Below are 16,608 nucleotides of genomic sequence, written 5' to 3'. Positions count from 1 at the left end.
GCCCAACGCCGCATCAAGCCAAGGTCACGCAATCACGCAGGAACGAGATCGTGCTGGGAACGAACGGTAGGAGAAGCCACGGCCGCCAGCACAGGACGGATGCCCGTCAACATGTATTCGATCAGCTCCCGCACCGGCCGGATCGCATTGCCGAAAGGCAGCTTCTCAGAGCCACGGAAGAACAGCCCCCGCTTGATGTCGCCCGCCAGCGCGAACGCCAGACGCGTATCGATGCAGAACTGGCCGTGCTTCGCAATGCCATCGCGCAAGCCGCAGGACACCAGGCAATCGAAACCCACCGTGCAAGGACGCTGCTTCGCGGCGCGCTGGAGCTTTTCCTCTTTTTCCAGATAAGCTTCCAGCCACGGCGTGCGCACCGCCCGTGCGGGCAGGCCCGCCACGCTCATGAACGTCACGATGTCTTCCGGCTTGGCTTCGACCAGCACTTTCTTGAAATTGGGGTGGGCGTCGCCCTCCTCCGTCACCGCGAAAGGCGAGCCCAGCTGCACGGCGCTGGCGCCCATGCCCAGCAACTGCTTCACCTGCTCGTGGCTATGGATGCCGCCGGCCGTGATCAGCGGAATGCTTTCCTTTTCCAGCCCCAGGTCCTTGAACAGCTGGCGCGCGCCTTCGAGCACGTTGGAAAAGGCGAAGTTGGGGTTGTCCACCGCATCGGCCGTGGGGGCGCCCAGATGGCCCGCCGCGTATTTCGGATTCTCGATCACGATGGCGTCGGGCAGGCGGTTCTTGCGCATCCATTTCTTCAGGACCAGGCTGATGCCGCGCACGTCGGACAAGATGGGGATGATGGCGACCTTGGGAAAATCGGCGGTGAGTTCGGGCAGGTCCAGCGGCAGACCCGCGCCCACGACGACCGCGTCGGCCCCGCTCTCGCAGGACTGGCGCACATACGAAGCATATTCGGAGACGGCGCGCATGACGTTCACCGCGATCAGCCCCTTGCCCTTGGCCATGTCTTTCGCGGCCTTCACTTCACGGTCGAGCGCGACGAGGTTGGTCTTGTCGATGAGCGCCCGGTCGCGCGAACGACCGGTTTCCACCATGAGGTCGGGGTGATGGCGGCGCAGATCGACGCTCGATATCGTACCCATGGCATCGAACGAGGCCACCGTGCCGGCCAGGCGGTGGGCGGACACGCCGACACCCATCCCCCCCTGTACAATGGGCAGCAGAGATTTGCCCTTGAGCTTGAGTCTTTCTAGTACGGTGTGCAACACAATCGATGTCCTTGGTAAAGATTGGGGGCTTTTAGCCTAGCGAGCACTATGCAGCCATAATGCGCACGATTCCTTAATAAATGTCAAGGATCATGCGCTTTTTTGGCGGCTCCCCGGGGCAGGTGCGCGCAAGCCACACTTCCCGGGAAAACGTCCCCGGCCATGGGGTTATTCACGCAAGGCCGGGCTGCGGCATATATGTTCACATCGGCGGCCCGGGCGCGATCCATCCACGCCCGCCGCCGGCCCTCATCAGGAACCAGCAAGAATCCATGCAGCGCGCATTATCCTTCAGCAACTCGCCCCCTTTGGGCGTTCCCCTGCGTTTCCTCATCAATACGCCATTGTTCGTGCTGCTCGCGGCGCTGCTGCTGCTGTGGGCGGGCCCCAGCGCGCTGGGTTCGCGCTGGACCGGCCACGCGCTGGCCCTGACGCATCTGTTCACCCTGGGAGTGCTCGCCAGCGCCATGCTTGGCGCCATGATGCAGATTCTGCCGGTCGCGACCGGCATCCGCATGCCGGCGCCGCGCCTCACCGCCGCCGCCACGCACTTGCTGCTGACTTCGGGCACGCTCAGCCTGGCGGCGGGCTTTCTGACGGTCCATCCCTTGTTCTTCCGGCTGGCGATCCCGCTGCTGGGCGGCGCTTTCGCCTGGCTGCTCGTCGCGGGCTTCTGCGGGCTGTGGCGCGACCGCCGCCAGGCCACCAAGGGTTCGGCCGAAATACTGGTGGCGACGCGGCTGGCTTTGGCCGCCCTGCTGGTCACCGTCGTCATGGGGCTGCTGCTGGCGGCCGGCTTCGTCTGGCCGGTGCCGGTGTCGCGCCTGTTCACCGACCTGCACAGCGCCTGGGGCCTGCTCGGCTGGGTAGGGCTGCTGGTCATGGGCATGTCCTATCAGGTGATTCCCATGTTCCAGGTGACCGAGCTCTACCCCAAGACGCTGACGCGCTGGCTGGCGATCGTGGTGTTCGTCCTGCTGCTGGCCCTGGCCGCCAACATGCTGCGCGATCCACTGGGCGGCATCGAGATCGGCTATACGCTGGCCATCCTGCTGCTGCTCGCCTATGGCGCCTACGCCTATGCCACTTTCCGCTTGCTGTGGACCCGGAAACGCCCGGAAGCCGACACCACCACCCGGTTCTGGCATACCGCGGTCTTCAGTCTGGGGGCCTGCTTCCCCGTCTGGCTGGCGCAGATCATCACGGGCGCAGACCTCGCCGTGACGCTGGGTGTGCTGTTCATCGTGGGTTTCGCCTGGAGCGCCGTCAACGGCATGCTGTACAAGATCCTGCCCTTCCTGCTGTGGTACAACGCCCAGCGGGACCTGGACGTGGCCTTGCGCGAAGTGCCCAAGGTCAAGCAGATTCTTCCCGACGACGTGGCGCTGCCCCAGTATTGGGTCCACCTGGCCGCGGTGGCGGCGCTGGTGGCCGCCAGCCTGTGGCCGGCCGCCCTCGCCCGGCCCGCCGGCCTGCTGCTCGCCGCTTCCGCGCTGTGGCTGGGGGTGAACATGGCGCGCGCCCTGCTCTTCTACCGGCGCGCGCTCAAGAACATCGCCCGCGCCCTGGCAAGCCGCGCTTAGGGCCTGCCGGCACTAAACAAGTAGGCGCCGAACGGCGGCGCCCCGGCATCAAGACGGGGGCCACAACCCCATGGCGGCCAGCCGCATCGTCAGCGCCAATGCGTTCGGCACGGCATGGCCGAGCGCCGTATTGTCGAAAATACACCAGGCTTGCCGGCCCGCCGCGTGGGCGGCCGCAATCCGGCCGGCCACGGCATCGATGAATTCGTCGCTGTAGTCCGAATGATAGACATGCGGCGCGCCGTGCAGCCGGATATAAAGCGCAGGGGAATCGCCCGCGGGTTCCACGCCTGGAACCGGCAAGGGGTGCGCATGGACCCAGGCGATGCCGAAGTCTTTCATCAGCGCCGCGCCGGCCGGCGTGAACCAGCTCGCATGGCGCGGCTCGCAAACCACATGCACGCCCGTCCGCGCGCGCAGCATGGAAAAGAAGCCGGCGACTTCGGCCGCGTTCAGCGCCAGGCTGGGCGGAAGCTGCAGCAGCAGGCAGCCGAGCTTGCCGCCCAGCGCGGCGGCCTGGTCCAGGAAGGCGCCCATGGCGGCATCCGCCGCGCGCAGCCTGAGCTCATGCGTGACGGCGCGCGGCGCCTTGACGCTGAACCGGAAGGCCTCGGGCACACTGGCCGCCCAACGGGCGTAGGTCTTGGGCTGATGAGGGCGGTAGAACGAGGAATTGATCTCGACCGCTGAAAACACCCGGGCGTAGCGTTCCAGATGGCTGCCCTGGCCGGGAAAATGGGCCGCCACCCTGGAAGACAGCCCCCAGCCGGCGCACCCCACATACACGGGCGCCGCCTTGGGATCCTGCGCTTGACGAATCGGCTTGGCCACGGGCTTCCCCCACGCTGCGCAGCGCCGGGCCGACAGGCGAAAGCCGCCGTCGTGGCGACGCGCCGGCCATGGCTGCAGCCGACAAGCATATCACTTGCGGCTGCGCCGCGCGGCGCTGCGGCGGGGCTCAGCGGCCCAAGGCAATGGCCGGGGAATCGAACACTCTGGGCTCGTCCGCATGGAACGGAGCCGCGAGTTCGGCCGACAGGCGGAAAGTGGATACCAGGGCGCGGAAGTCGGCCGCCTGGCTTTGCAGCAGCTCCGAAGTGCGCAAAGTGCTTTCGACCAGCATGGCATTGCGCTGGGTGGTGCCGTCCATATGGTTGACCGCCTCGTTGATCTGCCTCAGGCCGATGGCCTGTTCCTTGCTCGCGCTGGCGATCTCGCCGATCAGCGCCGTCATGTGGCGGAAGCTCTCGACGATTTCGCCCATGGCCACGCCGACTTGCGACACCTGCTCGGAACCGTTGCGGATGCCGTCGACCGATTCCTGGATGACGTGCTTGATTTCATGGGCCGCGCCGGCGCTGCGCTGCGCCAGCGCGCGCACTTCGCTGGCCACCACCGCAAAGCCCTTGCCGGCTTCGCCCGCGCGCGCGGCCTCGACCGCGGCGTTGAGCGCCAGGATGTTGGTCTGGAAGGCGATGCCGTCGATGATGTTGACGATGTCGCCGATTTTTTCGGACGCCTGGCGGATGGTCTCCATGGTCTTGACGGCATTGTCGGTGACCGTGCCGCCGCGCTCCGCCATCTGGGACGTGGCGATCGCCATGCGGTCGACTTCGCTGGCATTGTCGGCGTTCTGGTGCACCGTGCTGTTCAGCTCTTCCGTGGCCGCCGACGTCTGTTCCAGCGCCGCCGCCTGCTGCTCGGTGCGCGCGGAAAGGTCTTGCGTGCCCGCCGCCACGGTGTCGGCGGCTTGGGCGATGGAATCCGAACCGGCGACGATGCGCCCGATCAGGCTGTTGAGATTGTCCCGCATGTGCCGCATCTGGGTGATCAGCTTGCCGATCTCGTCGCCGGCATCGTCGTGGTCCATATACGCCAGGTCGCCGGCGGCGATCGCCTGGGCGGAACGCACGGCGCGGCGGAAGCCGCGGCTGAGCCGCCGCATCGTATAGAGCATCAGCATCATGCCGGGCAGCACGACCAGCAGCAGGATCAGGCCGAATGCGACCACGGCCGCTTCGAAGCGCTGTTCGGCCGCGGCAACGGCCTGATCCGCCATGACGCTTTGATACTGGCGCAGGGCGGTCAGCGACTTCAGCAAGGCGTCGCCTTCGGTACGGCCCGCCACCAGGAACTCCTGCATGGAAGGCGGGCTGAAGTCCGACGCCTCCAGGCGGACCACGGCTTCGCGCGCCTTGGCCAGCCAGGCGTTCTGATGCTGATCGAGCGTCTTCAGCAGCTCGGCCTCACGGGCGTCGAGGTCGCGGGACTCGAGCGCCTGCTTGTGCTGCTTCCATGCCTCTTCGTTCTTCCGGACGACCGAAGTGTGCAAGGACAGCTCGTGCCCGTGCAGGGAATAAAGCTCGCTTTGCGGATTGTGCTGAAAGCCCAGCAGGATGTTCAGGCGGCTGTCGTAGAACTCCTGCATCAGGCTGTTGACCTGCTCGGCCGTCATCATCCGCTCGTCGTGCAGATTGGACAAGCTGGACCGCGCCTGGAACAGGCCCCAGCCCGATGCCGCCATGATCAGCAGCAATGCCAGGCCATAGACGCTCATGACCGCCCAGACACGGCGCGTAAGACTTGAATCGTTGAAACGGAAGTTGAACCGCATGATGCCTCGACACCTTAAAAGAAAAGAAACTTGCCCGCCCCCGGCCGCCGCTGAAACGGCAGCCGGGCCCGTCATACCGCATCGACCATCGAAAGAATCTCCGTCGTCCAGACTTGGCTTTTCATCCAGGTGCGGTTGAAGGTCTCGACGCGCTCGGGCGTCCAGCCCGCCGTGTTGGCGTTCTCGAAGGCCTCGACGTCCTTGAGCAGCACGCCCAGCGGGCCGCCGCGCGTCAGGACGGCGTCGATGAGGTCGGCGGAAAGCGACAGGTCCTTCATGAGCTCCGGCAGCGGCTTGCCCAGCAAGGGCCCCATCATGGACAGCAGCCCGGCGAGAAACGCCGATTCGGCGCCCAGCATGGACGGCTTGGCCAGCCGTTCGCACATGTCCGCCCGGGTCAGCGCGCGGGACAGCAGCAGCTTGCTGGCCGGGCCGTTGTTCGCGATCAGCATGGTGATCGCCATGTTGCGCACCGGCTTCAAGCCCAGCGCCAGCAGCACCTGGAAGATCGTTTCGATCTTGCCCCGATAATGAAAGCGGGCCGAGTTGGCGTACTTCAAAAGCAGGAAGGTCAGCGCGGCGTCCTGGGCGATGATGCGTTCGATTTCCTTGAAATCGGTGTTGCATCGGTACAGCGCCGACACCAGCCGCATCAGCGCGGCGTGGTTGTTGTTGCGCGTATTGGACAGCGTCTTCTGGGTTTCGGGCCGCGCATAGAAATACCCCTGAAAGAGCTCGAAGCCCATGGCCCGCAAGCGTTCGAAGGAGTCGAAGTCCTCGACTTTCTCGGCCATGAGCCGCAGGCCCATCCGCTTGTACCGGGCGACGGCCGGCTCGTCGAAGGGCTGCAGCATGTCGACCTTGACGATGGTGGCCACTTCCAGCAACGGCTCGGTTTCGGGGGTGAGCACGAAATCGTCCAGCGCCACGTCGAAACCCCGCGAGCGTATCCGCCGGAGCGACTCCACCACTTCGGGATCGCCGGCGACGTCCTCCAGGACTTCAATGACCAGCTGGTCCGGGTTCGACGGCAGGAGCTCGGGCTTGAGCAGCATGTCGCGCGGCGCGTTGACGAACATCCGCCGCTTGCCCACCAGGCGCTCGATGCCGATTTCATAGAAGGCGATATGGTAGACCCGCGCCGTCGCGACCACCGCCTGGTCGTCGGCCACGTTCGCAAAAGTGGCCGTCGCGCTGTCGCGATAGAGCAGTTCATCGCCCACGTGCTTCAGATCGCCGTCGCAGATGGGCTGCATGGCAATGCAGTAGTTCTGCAGTGGCAACGATTCCTGCATGAGGCCGGAGTCGCTCCGATCCGATGTGGAATACGCTGTCATGGTTAGATCCCTTGTATCAAGAAAAGTCCCAGTCAATGCCTGCGCGGCGCAGGCCGGGCGAGCCCCGCGGCCCGCAAAACGATGCGGGGCGGGCGCCCTGAGGCGGATCTTGATCCCCTACACCTCGATCACGTCGAAGGTCTGGCGCCTGTGGACGCCGGCATTGGCCTGGGTGGGCTCCGGCAGGCGGAAGCGGGCGACCTCGTTGGCCAGCCGCTCGGCCAGTTCCCGCATGGCGTCGGTGGCGGAAACCGTTTGCTGCACCATGGCGGCGTTGTCCTGCGTCATGCCATCCAGGTGCTGCACCGCCTTGCCGATCTCGTCGACGCCCACGCTTTGCTCGCGGGCGCCGTTGGCGATCTCGCTGAGCAGATCGTTGGCGCGCTGCGACGAAGTCAGGACGTCTTCGATGGCGGCCCCGGCCTCGCTCGCCGTTTTGGCGCCCGCTTCGATCTGCTGGACGCTCTCGGTGATCAGCTTCTTGATTTCGCTCGCCGCATTGGCGCTGTGGTGCGCAAGCGAGCGGACTTCGCTGGCCACCACGGCGAAGCCGCGGCCGTGCTCGCCCGTCCTGGCCGCTTCGACGGCCGCATTGAGCGACAGGATGTTGGTCTGGAAGGCGATGGCGTCGATGGTGTTGATGATGTCGCTGATCTTGCTCGACGACGCACGGATCTCTTTCATCCTGACGGCCATTTCGCGCATCACCTGCGCGCTTTCGCCCGCCGCCTTGGCGCTCTTGTCGACGACCTGCGCGCCTTCTATGGTGTTCTCGGAGGTGTTGTAGACCGTTGCGCGGATCTGCTCCATGGCGGCCGCGGTCTGCTGGATGTTGCTGGCCGAGTCCTGCGTGCGGGCGGCGAGATCCACCGCCGCGCGATTGATTTCCCCGGTGGAATACAGGATGTTGTCGCTCGCGCCGCGCACGCGGGCCACCATGTCGCGCAGCGAGGTCTGCATGCTGGCCAGTTCGAGCATGAGTTCGGCCGGCTCGTCCTTGCCCCAGGGCGCGGGAGTCGTCGTGAGGTCGCCGTCTTTCATGGCGCGCAAGTGGCGCCGGGTTTCGAGCAGGCCGCCTTGCATCACGCGGTAGAAGGACAGGAACAGATAGGCGAGCAGCAACAGCGAAATCGCCACGATGCCGCCGTTCCACATCAGGCGCCGCATGGCCGCCGCGCGGATGTCGTCGGCGTAGACGCCGGAGCCGATGACCCAGCCCCAGGGTTCGAAGGACTTGACGAAAGACACCTTGTCCACCGGCACGTCGCCGCCCGGCCGGGGCCACTGATAGCTTACGGTGCCTTGGCCGTCCTTGCGGACGACGTCCACCATCGCGTTGAACAGGGCGAAGCCGTGCGGGTCTTTGTAGTTGGTCAGGTCCTGCCCGTTGAGCGCGGGATTCGTGGGGTGCATGACCATGCGCGGATGCATGTCGTTGACCCAGAAATACTCCACCCCGTCGTAGCGCAGCTGGGCGATTTCACGCAGCGCCTGTTCCTGCGCCTGCGCCCGCGTTAAGGCGCCCGAGGCTTCCTGAGCGTGGTGCGACACCAGCAGGGTGTGGGCGACTTCGACCAGTTGCCGGGTTGCGCCGACGCGCGCCTGCGTGGCTTCATCGTGCCGGGCGACGAGCTGCCAGCCCAGCAACACCAGCAGAGGCAGCACCATGGCCACCACGATGATGGCCGACTTGGCCGCAAAGGAGAGCTGGCGAAACAGCCTGACTCCGGGAGCCCAGATGCCGTGATATGTAAAAACCCCCCCTGCTTTTTTGAGAGGGGGGGCAGAATGGGAACCAGTTGCGCTATCGCGCCGGGCAATCAGTGACATAAAGCTCCTTGAATCGTTTCCGTCGTGCGCCTGTTTCAGTTCGATTCATTTTAATCGTTTTGGTTAATATGAACACGCATTTGGCTCTGCAAAAACAAAGGGGACAAGGAACTGTTTTGTTTAATTAAAAAAGGTTCCGCCCGCTCTGAAAATCTATAGCAATGGAGTGGTGGTTGATGGCAATAATGAAGGCGAGGACGAGGACGCAGGCGCGGCTGGCCGATTACCTGATGCTGGGTAACCTGACGCTGGCCTGCCCGCTTTCCAGAGTCCGCGAAGCCCTGGACAAACATGGCCGGCACAGCCGCCGGCGGCGGGGCCTGCCACACGAAGTGTTGGTGTACTACGTGATCTGCCTGTGCCTGTATCGCGAGACGGCTTACGAGGAAGTGCTGCACATCGTGATCGAGGGACTGCGCCGCGTCTATGGCGACCAGATCCGCGACGTGGCCGTCACCAAGGGCGCCATCTCGTCGGCGCGCGTCCGGGTGGGTGCGGACGTATTCGAAACCCTGTACCGTTCGCAGGTCCAGCCGGTCGGCCCGGTACGGATGGCGGGCTGCTGGTACCGGGGGCTGCGCATCATGGGGCTGGTCGCTTGCACGCTGGACATGCACAATGCGCCCGATAACGCGGCCTACTTCGGTTACCCGGACGCCACGCCCGGAACGCCGGCATTTCCACAATTGCGCTTTTGCGCGCTGGCCGAATGCGGCACGCACATCCTGCTGGGCGCGCGCCTGGGCCCGCATGGAACCAGCGAACGGGCGCTGGCCGGCGAGGTGCTGGAAGCGGCGACGGGGGAAATGATCGTCATCGCCGATTGCGGCTTCACGGATTTCGCGCTATGGCGGCGCGCGCAGGCCAACGGCGCGAGGCTGTTGTTCCGGGCCTGTGACAGCCATGTCTTTCTTGCGCACGAGTCGCTGCCGGACGATTCATATCTGAGCAAGATCTATGAGTCGCCGGAAGCCAGGCTGCGGGACGACGGCATCGTGGTGCGCGTGATCGAATACCGCCTGGACACCGACGGACGGACGCATCGGCTGATGACGAATTGGCTGGACGCCGGCGAGGCGCCCGCGGAGGAACTTATCGCCCTGTATCATCGGCGCCTGCCCATCGAGGTGGCGATAGCGGAGATGAAGACGCTGCTCTCCGATGGCATGGTGCTACGCAGCAAGAAAGCGGAACTGGTACGCCAGGAGTTCTACGCGCTGCTCATTGCGCATGCGGTGATCCGGAAACTGATGACGCGCACCGCCGAGGAGGCCGGGCGGGAGTGCAAGGAGTTGTCGTTCACGCACACCATCCATATCCTCCGGCAATTGCTGCCCCACAAGGTCACGCCGCCTGAGACGCAGCGGGGAGTGTCGGAGTTCGGGGGGTAAAGGTGTTTCGGCTCGTCTTCCGAAAGGGCGAGTTCTGCGACCGCCCTGACGGAAACCGGGTAGCCATGGCGTGACAACAACCTGAAAGCGCCATGTATGTGAGAACAAAAATCCTGGAAAAGGCCCACGCAGGAAATATTTAACGCAAAATGTTTTTAACTAAACAACATTTAGCTACATATCTATCGCTCAGTGCCGTATTTCAAAGCATACGCACATCGCATTAACGTTAAATTATGTTGTTTTTTTACAACGAAAAATAGAAAAAACCGCGAAGTCGAATTAATTTTTTATTGCACCCGCACATCGAAACCAAAACCTCGGCAATGACGAACGTCTGGTCCATGGCAATGACGAACGTCTGGTCCATGGCAATGACGGCGTCCTGGACCTGAACCGTGCCAGACTCCAAGACACTCAAAATCGCTTTTACTTGGATCGTACTACGATAAATCAGTATTATGCAACCAGGCGCCTCGGCGTCTCGCGGCGGGAGCACCTGGGGATTCGCCCAGGCCTCGCATGCCGCGCTGGTGACGTTGGGAACCGGGCGGTTCGTCGCCGTCACGACTCGATGACGACGCCGGCCGCGATGATGGCCAGCACCAGCCCCGCGATCACCGCGTAGGCGTAATCGCGCTCGCGCAGGAAAATGGCCAGCATCAGCGCCACCCGCAAGACCGGCAGCAGAATGAGCGCCGCCACGCCGGCCTGCACCACGTCGAACCCGCCCAGCGGCAGCGCCACCGGCAGCGGCTCGGCGGCCGCCATCAGCATGCCCGCGGCGATCAGCGCGCAGGCGAACCATGTTCCGTACCAGAGCAGCCCAGCAATGACGCCCTCTTGCCGCTCGAGAATATTTTCCCGCGCTTTCATTTCCCCCCTCCAGGAACCTGGATGCCGACGGCGCTCAGGAACATCTGGACGGCCAGCACGGCGAGAACGGCCACGAAGAAGATGCGCAGCTTGTCGGCCGGCAGCCCCATCAACAAGCGCGCACCGGCAAGCGCGCCGACCACCGAGCCGACGGCGATCGGGCCGGCAATGCCGATGTCGATGTCGCCGCGCACGAAATAAGCGCCCGCGCTGGCGGCCGCCGTCACGCCTATCATGAAATTCGACGTGGCCGAGGACACCTTGATGGGCAGCCGCAAGGCGGTGTCCATCGCGGGAATCTTCAGGACGCCCGAGCCGATTCCCAGCAATGCGGAGACCAGCCCCGCCGCGTACATCAGCGCCATGCCCAGCGGCAGGCGGCGCACATGGTAAGGCAGTTCGCGCCCCGACACACGGTCTGGGAAGCTGGAATGCAGGCGCAAGGCCGTGGCCCAGCTCTTCGGGTCCGGAGCGTCCGTGGCCGCCGCCTCGCGCCGCCGCGCCAGCATCTGCTGCGCCGACACCGCCAGAATGGCCGCAAACAGGCCATACAGAACCGGTGTGGAGACGATGCCAATGAGGAACACGCCGGTCAGCGCGCCGAGCGTGGTGGCGGTCTCCAGGACGATGGCAAGGCGGACGTTGGTCAAGCGGCTTTTCAGGAACGGGGCCGCGCTGCCGCAGGAACAGGCGATGACCGACACGATGCTGGCGCCGATCGCCACATGGATGCCGACACCGAAAAACAGCGTGAGGATGGGGACGATGAAAATGCCGCTGGCCATGCCCAGCACACCGCCCAATGCGCTGGCGCCAAAGGCGGCCATGAAGAGCCATAAGGCGTCCATTGCTTCGCCTTTGCCTTATGGGCGCTTGCGCGGACGCCGCGCCAGGCGCGTGACGAAGCTGATCAGATCGCCGCGATAATGCAGTTTTTCGTAGTCGATGGGACGATGCCCTTCGGTGTACGAGGTGCGCTCGATCAGGAAGATCGCGCTGCCCGGGCTGACGGCCAGGGCCCGCGCCACCTCCGGCGCGGCGGTGACCGCTTCGAGCCGGTACTCGGCCTCGGTGAGCGGGGATTCGTATTTGTCTTCGAGCAGCGAAAAAATCGGCTCGGCGTCCAGGTCGTGGGCGGCGACTTTTTCACCGATTTCGCGCGGCAGATAGGTTTCGTCGAAGGACACGGCGACACCGTCGGCCAGCCTGACGCGCTGGATCCGCATCACCATGCCGCCGGGCGGCATCGCCAGCCGCCGGGCCACCTCGGCATCGGCGGGGACGAGCCGCTTGTCCAGCAAGCGGGCCGTCGGCGTGCGGCCCAGCGCCTGCATGTCTTCGACGAAGCCGGTCAGTTCGGTCAGTTCCTGGGTGATCCTGCGCTGGGCGACGAAAGTGCCTTTGCCGCGGCGGATTTCGACCCATCCGCCTGACACGAGGTTTTCGATCGCCTTGCGGATGGTCGTGCGGCTGACGCCGAAGCGCTGGATCAGCTGGTCTTCGGGCGGGAGCTGGCCGCCCGGAGGGAGCAGGCCGGAGGAGATGTCGGACGCCAGCGCCGCTTCGACTTTCGCGTATAGGGGACTATGGTCATGTTCCATATGAACATAGTGACATCATGATGTCACTATGTCAAGGCTTGGGTTGCGATGGATTTCCTTATGTCTTGCATGGCATGCGGGCGGATTGGCGCCTGTCAGGCCTCGCCGCGCTTTTCCCAAGATTTCGGCGTCCCGTGCTTCGGCATCGCGTCCGTGCACAAAGTGCACCCTATCTCACGAAATCATTGATCCAGATCAAGTCGGCTCATAGCATGTGATCCGTCAGCAAGGAGAACAGTATGAGCACTTTAACGCCAGACACCATGCATGCCCTGGTCGATGACCAACCAGAGGAATTCCGAGTGTCCACATCCGCGTATCGCGGCGAAGATATCTTCGAGCAGGAACTCGAGCGAATTTTTTACGGTACATGGGTCTATCTCTGCCATGAGAGCGAACTAGCCAACCCCGGGGACTTCAAGTCCACCCAAATCGGCACTCGCCCGGTCATAGTTTCGAAGGGCCGCGACGGCGCCATCCACGCCGTTCTCAATGTCTGTACCCATCGCGGCGCCACTTTGTGCCGTGAAGAAACAGGCAACACACGCGCCTTCGTCTGCCCATACCACGGATGGTCGTTTCGTCCATCAGGCGAGCTCATCGGCATTCCGGACGAAGCTCGTTATCCCGACTGCTTCGACAAAGCCGACAAGCATCTGAAAGCGGTGCCGCGCATCGCTTCCTATGGCGGCCTGGTCTTCGGATCGTTCAATCCGGACGTCGAGGACCTCGAGACCTTCTTGGGCGGCGTCAAGCAGCACATCGACATCTGGCTGAAGCGTACGGCCGGCGGTGCCTATCGCGTCGCCACCTCGCACAAGTACGGCTATGCGGGCAATTGGAAGTTTCAGACGGAGAACGTCTGCGACGGCTACCATCCGGGCTTTGTGCACCGGTCGGCTTTCAATACGGTACGGAAGTTTGACGGATCGTTTGAGAACCGGGCGGTGGACGTTGCGGTGCGGCCCGGCGGCTATACCCGCGGCTATCCGGAAGGACACGGCACGCTGGAAGCCGGCGCCCCCTTGGAGTCAGGCGGCATCGACCCCGCCGTGCGCCAGGCCTACAACGACAAACTCAAGGCGCTCCATGGCGCTGAGGCCGCAGCCGAGATCCTGACCAATCGCCAGTTTTTGATTTTCCCGAATCTCGTCATTTTCGATTTCAATATCCGCGTCATTCAGCCCATCAGCCATGATCGGACGGAAGTGTATTCATACCCCTTGATGATCGAGGGTGCGCACGATGAAATCAACAGCAATCGAATGCTGGACGCTCAGACTCGCGTGGGCACGGCCGGGATTCTGTCGGCGGACGACATCGACGTATTTGCCGGCGGCCAGCATGCCTTGAACGCCGTCGGCTTCGATTGGATCACCTTGAGCCGAGGCTTGAAGCACGAGGAAATCAAATCCGATGGGGAACGTATAGGCGTTTATAGCGACGAAGTGCCCCAGCGCGCTTTCTGGCGCAAATGGCGGTCCATGATGGGCGGCCAGGCTTGAGATCTATCCAGGAAACCAAGATGACACATCCAATCGAAGCACTGATTCTGCGTGAAGCCGAATTGCTGGACGACGGAAAGCTGGACGACTGGCTCTCGCTTTATACCGAAGATGCCAGCTACTGGATTCCGATCGACGAGCACGCCGATCCGCTCAAAGACTCCTCCATCATCTACGACAACCGCATCCGCCTGGCCATGCGCGTCGAGCAGATACTCAACCAGGGCCGCGTTGCGCAGAACCCGCGGTCCCTGACGATGCGCATGGTAACGAACATCCGGATCCAGCAGGATGGCGACTCCACCGCAACCGCCCGTTTCTGCTTGCACTTGACGGAAATGCGCGCGGGCGACTGGCGTCAACGCGGCTTGGGCGAGATGCGCGTGTATCCGGGGCATTGCACGATGCATGCGCGGCGCGACCAAGGCGAATGGAAGATTCACCAGAAGAAGATCGTTCTCTTGAATCGCTACCAGCCCATCGTCGGCCTGTCCTTTCTCATCTGACCCCATCGCCCGAATCAAACCCATGCGTGCCGGCAGCCAAACGCTGCCGGACCATCCCCACCATTTTCGATATCCCAATAGAAGCAATGATCACTCTTAAACAAGCATTCTGTTCCTGGGCAGGCAAGGCCCTGCTCGCCGCCTCGGCCGCGCTGGCGCTGCCGGCCATTGCACAGGCCGGTTTCCCGACGCAAACGGTCACGCTCGTGGTGCCGTTCTCGCCGGGAGGGTCCTCCGACACCGCTTCACGCATTCTTGGTGAATTGCTGGCTCAGAAATGGGGCCGATCCGTCGTCATAGAAAACAAACCCGGGGCCAGCGGATCCATAGGCGCATTGACCGTAGCCAATGCAAAAAGCGATGGCCATACGCTGCTGGTGACTCCCGTATCGATCGGAACCATCAAACTGTTCCTGAAGAATCCCGGTTTCGACCCTCACACGGATCTGACTCCCATCGCTCAATTTGCCAAAGGCGACTATGTGCTTTCAGTGAATCCGAAAGTGCCCGTCAACGACATGGCTGAATTCGTCGAGTATGCGCGCAAGAATCCCGACACGGTTTTCCACGGCGCATTCGGCAGCGCATCCCGACTTGCATTCGAAGATTTTGCCCTGAAGAACGGGGTCACTCCGGAGAACGTCAACTACCGAGGCGAAGCACTGGTCTTGAACGCGCTGATTGCGGGCGAAGTGCAGGTGGCATTGACCACGCTCGTCGGCGCAAAACCCTTCCTGGAGTCCGGCCGCATCAAGGCCCTGGGCATTCCTGCCAAAGAACGCTCGCCCATCGCGCCGCAAATTCCATCGGCTGACGAAAGCGGCGCACCGGGCTTCCATGCCGATTTCTGGTTTGGCCTCATGGCGCCCGCGGGCGTGCCGGAAGACGTCCGCAGGAAGATCGCCGCGGACGTCGGCGAAGTGCTGGCGCGCCCGGAAGTACAGGAGCGTTTCCAGGCCCTGGGCCTGTTGGCCACCTCATCCTCGCCCGAAGCATTCGCCGAATTGATCAAGTATGAATCGGAACGCTGGGTGGAGACGGCCAAACACGCCGGCATCGAACCGCAATAAACGTCGAAGGAGTGAGTGTCATGCGGGCTCTGAGCAAAATCACGGCGGGCGCCGGCGGCCTGGCCATACGCCATTGCGAACCTCGCGCGCCGGCCGAGGGCGAAATCCTGCTGAAGGTGCACAGCGCGGGAGTATGCGGAACAGACATGCAGATCTACCACGGCCATGGCGCCTACGCGCAACGGCTAAAGCTGCCCACCACGCTCGGCCATGAAATGTGCGGCACCGTGGTTCAGCTGGGAGCCGGGGTCCGCCACATTCGTGAACGAGACTTGGTCAGCCTCGAGAGCCACATTCCATGTTGGCATTGCAAAGCCTGCCGCACCGGACGAGCGCATGTCTGCCCCGATACGCGGTATCCCGGCATCGATATCGACGGGACTTTCGCGGAGTATGTGACCGTGCCCGCTTCCATCGCGTGGGTCAACCCGGCGGGAGCGGATCCCGAAATGGCCGCCCTATTGGAACCCTTGGGCATCGCCGTGCATGCGACGCTGGAAGGTTCGGGCGTATCAGCTCAGACTGTGGTCATCAACGGCTGCGGTCCCATAGGACTGATGAATATTGCGGTTGCACGATGCTTCGGCGCCCACCGTGTCGTTGCCGTCGATCCGAACGCGCTGCGCCGCTCTATCGCGGAAAGGCTCGGCGCGGACGTCGTCGTCGACCCGCTCACGCAGTCCCCCAACGAGGTCTTGCGCAAACTGACCGGTGGAGAAGGCGCCGACGTCGTTTTCGAATACACCGGCAATCCTCAAGGCGTTCTCAACTGTTTTTCGATGGCGGGCGCGCTGGGGGAAGTGCGCTGGTGCGCGACGCCAAGCGGTGCCATGGACTTTGATTTCGGCATGTGGCGCAAAGGCCGGCCCACGATCCACAACATCCACGGCCGCCGGCTCTGGACGACCTGGGAAGCGGCCGCGCCACTGGTCTATGGGAACAAGATCGACCTAAGCCCGATCATCAGCCATCGCGTCCCTCTTGCCGAAGGGGCGCGGGCGTTCGAACTGATTGCGGCAGGCAAGGCAATCAAGCCGCTGATCATGTGTGCCTGACT

15 protein-coding genes are annotated in these 16,608 nt (G+C 63.5%); 6 read left to right on the top strand and 9 right to left on the bottom strand.

Features of this window, described 5'->3' with window-relative positions; all coding sequences use genetic code 11:
- Window positions 1–32: 32 nt before the first annotated feature.
- Window positions 33–1,238 carry a nitronate monooxygenase gene (locus H0A72_RS13675; protein ID WP_180156227.1) on the bottom strand — a complete coding sequence of 402 codons (1,206 nt, stop codon included), beginning with the start codon at window positions 1,236–1,238 and terminating at the stop codon, window positions 33–35.
- A 272-nt stretch (window positions 1,239–1,510) separates the two neighbouring features.
- Between H0A72_RS13675 and H0A72_RS13670 the strand changes: the two genes are divergently transcribed.
- Window positions 1,511–2,821, top strand: coding sequence for a hypothetical protein (locus H0A72_RS13670; protein ID WP_180156225.1), 1,311 nt, complete (start codon window positions 1,511–1,513; stop codon window positions 2,819–2,821).
- 48 nt (window positions 2,822–2,869) lie between these two features.
- Here the strand turns inward: H0A72_RS13670 and H0A72_RS13665 are convergent, their stop codons facing one another.
- The 4 genes from H0A72_RS13665 to H0A72_RS13650 all read right to left on the bottom strand — a co-directional run bounded on the left by H0A72_RS13665 (window position 2,870) and on the right by H0A72_RS13650 (window position 8,440).
- Entirely contained in the window at window positions 2,870–3,652 is a 783-nt protein-coding gene (locus H0A72_RS13665) for a DUF72 domain-containing protein (RefSeq protein WP_180156223.1), read from the bottom strand.
- 127 nt (window positions 3,653–3,779) lie between these two features.
- Window positions 3,780–5,435 (bottom strand): methyl-accepting chemotaxis protein, encoded by a 1,656-nt coding sequence (locus H0A72_RS13660; RefSeq protein ID WP_180156221.1) that lies wholly within the window; start codon window positions 5,433–5,435, stop codon window positions 3,780–3,782.
- Between the two features lie 71 nt (window positions 5,436–5,506).
- A complete protein-coding gene (locus H0A72_RS13655) occupies window positions 5,507–6,772 on the bottom strand; it encodes an EAL and HDOD domain-containing protein (protein WP_180156219.1) in 1,266 nt (421 codons plus the stop codon).
- Between the two features lie 117 nt (window positions 6,773–6,889).
- Window positions 6,890–8,440, bottom strand: coding sequence for a methyl-accepting chemotaxis protein (locus H0A72_RS13650; protein WP_246436811.1), 1,551 nt, complete (start codon window positions 8,438–8,440; stop codon window positions 6,890–6,892).
- A gap of 338 nt (window positions 8,441–8,778) precedes the next feature.
- Between H0A72_RS13650 and H0A72_RS13645 the strand changes: the two genes are divergently transcribed.
- Entirely contained in the window at window positions 8,779–9,993 is a 1,215-nt protein-coding gene (locus H0A72_RS13645; RefSeq protein WP_180156215.1) for an IS4 family transposase, read from the top strand.
- A 247-nt stretch (window positions 9,994–10,240) separates the two neighbouring features.
- Here H0A72_RS13645 and H0A72_RS13640 read toward each other — a convergent pair whose 3' ends face one another.
- The 4 genes from H0A72_RS13640 to H0A72_RS13625 are packed head-to-tail and all read right to left on the bottom strand — an operon-like array spanning window position 10,241 to window position 12,470.
- The gene (locus H0A72_RS13640; RefSeq protein WP_180156213.1) at window positions 10,241–10,561 is read right to left on the bottom strand and encodes a hypothetical protein; all 321 of its coding nucleotides are present in this window, start codon (window positions 10,559–10,561) and stop codon (window positions 10,241–10,243) included.
- Complete coding sequence (locus H0A72_RS13635) at window positions 10,558–10,869, bottom strand: DUF1634 domain-containing protein (protein WP_180156212.1); 312 nt, start codon at window positions 10,867–10,869, stop codon at window positions 10,558–10,560. Before H0A72_RS13635 ends, H0A72_RS13640 begins: the two co-directional genes overlap by 4 nt.
- Entirely contained in the window at window positions 10,866–11,717 is an 852-nt protein-coding gene (locus tag H0A72_RS13630; protein WP_180156210.1) for a sulfite exporter TauE/SafE family protein, read from the bottom strand. The genes H0A72_RS13635 and H0A72_RS13630 overlap by 4 nt, the downstream gene beginning before the upstream one ends.
- A 15-nt stretch (window positions 11,718–11,732) precedes the next feature.
- The gene (locus tag H0A72_RS13625; RefSeq protein WP_180156208.1) at window positions 11,733–12,470 is read right to left on the bottom strand and encodes a GntR family transcriptional regulator; all 738 of its coding nucleotides are present in this window, start codon (window positions 12,468–12,470) and stop codon (window positions 11,733–11,735) included.
- Window positions 12,471–12,709: 239 nt separating this feature from the next.
- On the opposite strand from H0A72_RS13625, the gene H0A72_RS13620 reads away from it, so the two are divergent.
- The 4 genes from H0A72_RS13620 (at window position 12,710) to H0A72_RS13605 (ending at window position 16,606) form a co-directional block, all read left to right on the top strand.
- Window positions 12,710–13,975, top strand: coding sequence for an aromatic ring-hydroxylating oxygenase subunit alpha (locus H0A72_RS13620; RefSeq protein ID WP_180156206.1), 1,266 nt, complete (start codon window positions 12,710–12,712; stop codon window positions 13,973–13,975).
- A gap of 20 nt (window positions 13,976–13,995) precedes the next feature.
- Complete coding sequence (locus tag H0A72_RS13615; protein ID WP_180156204.1) at window positions 13,996–14,481, top strand: aromatic-ring-hydroxylating dioxygenase subunit beta; 486 nt, start codon at window positions 13,996–13,998, stop codon at window positions 14,479–14,481.
- An 86-nt stretch (window positions 14,482–14,567) separates the two neighbouring features.
- Window positions 14,568–15,551: a tripartite tricarboxylate transporter substrate binding protein gene (locus H0A72_RS13610; RefSeq protein WP_180156202.1), complete on the top strand. Its 984-nt coding sequence runs from the start codon at window positions 14,568–14,570 to the stop codon at window positions 15,549–15,551.
- Between the two features lie 20 nt (window positions 15,552–15,571).
- Window positions 15,572–16,606 (top strand): alcohol dehydrogenase catalytic domain-containing protein, encoded by a 1,035-nt coding sequence (locus tag H0A72_RS13605; RefSeq protein ID WP_180156200.1) that lies wholly within the window; start codon window positions 15,572–15,574, stop codon window positions 16,604–16,606.
- The last annotated feature ends 2 nt before the right edge of the window (window positions 16,607–16,608 follow it).

This window comes from Parapusillimonas granuli (genome assembly GCF_013416525.1).
In the GTDB taxonomy this organism is placed as follows: Bacteria; Pseudomonadota; Gammaproteobacteria; order Burkholderiales; family Burkholderiaceae_B; genus Parapusillimonas; species Parapusillimonas granuli.
Note: the sequence above shows the minus strand (reverse complement) of the source record. Positions and strands in the feature narration are given on the sequence as shown.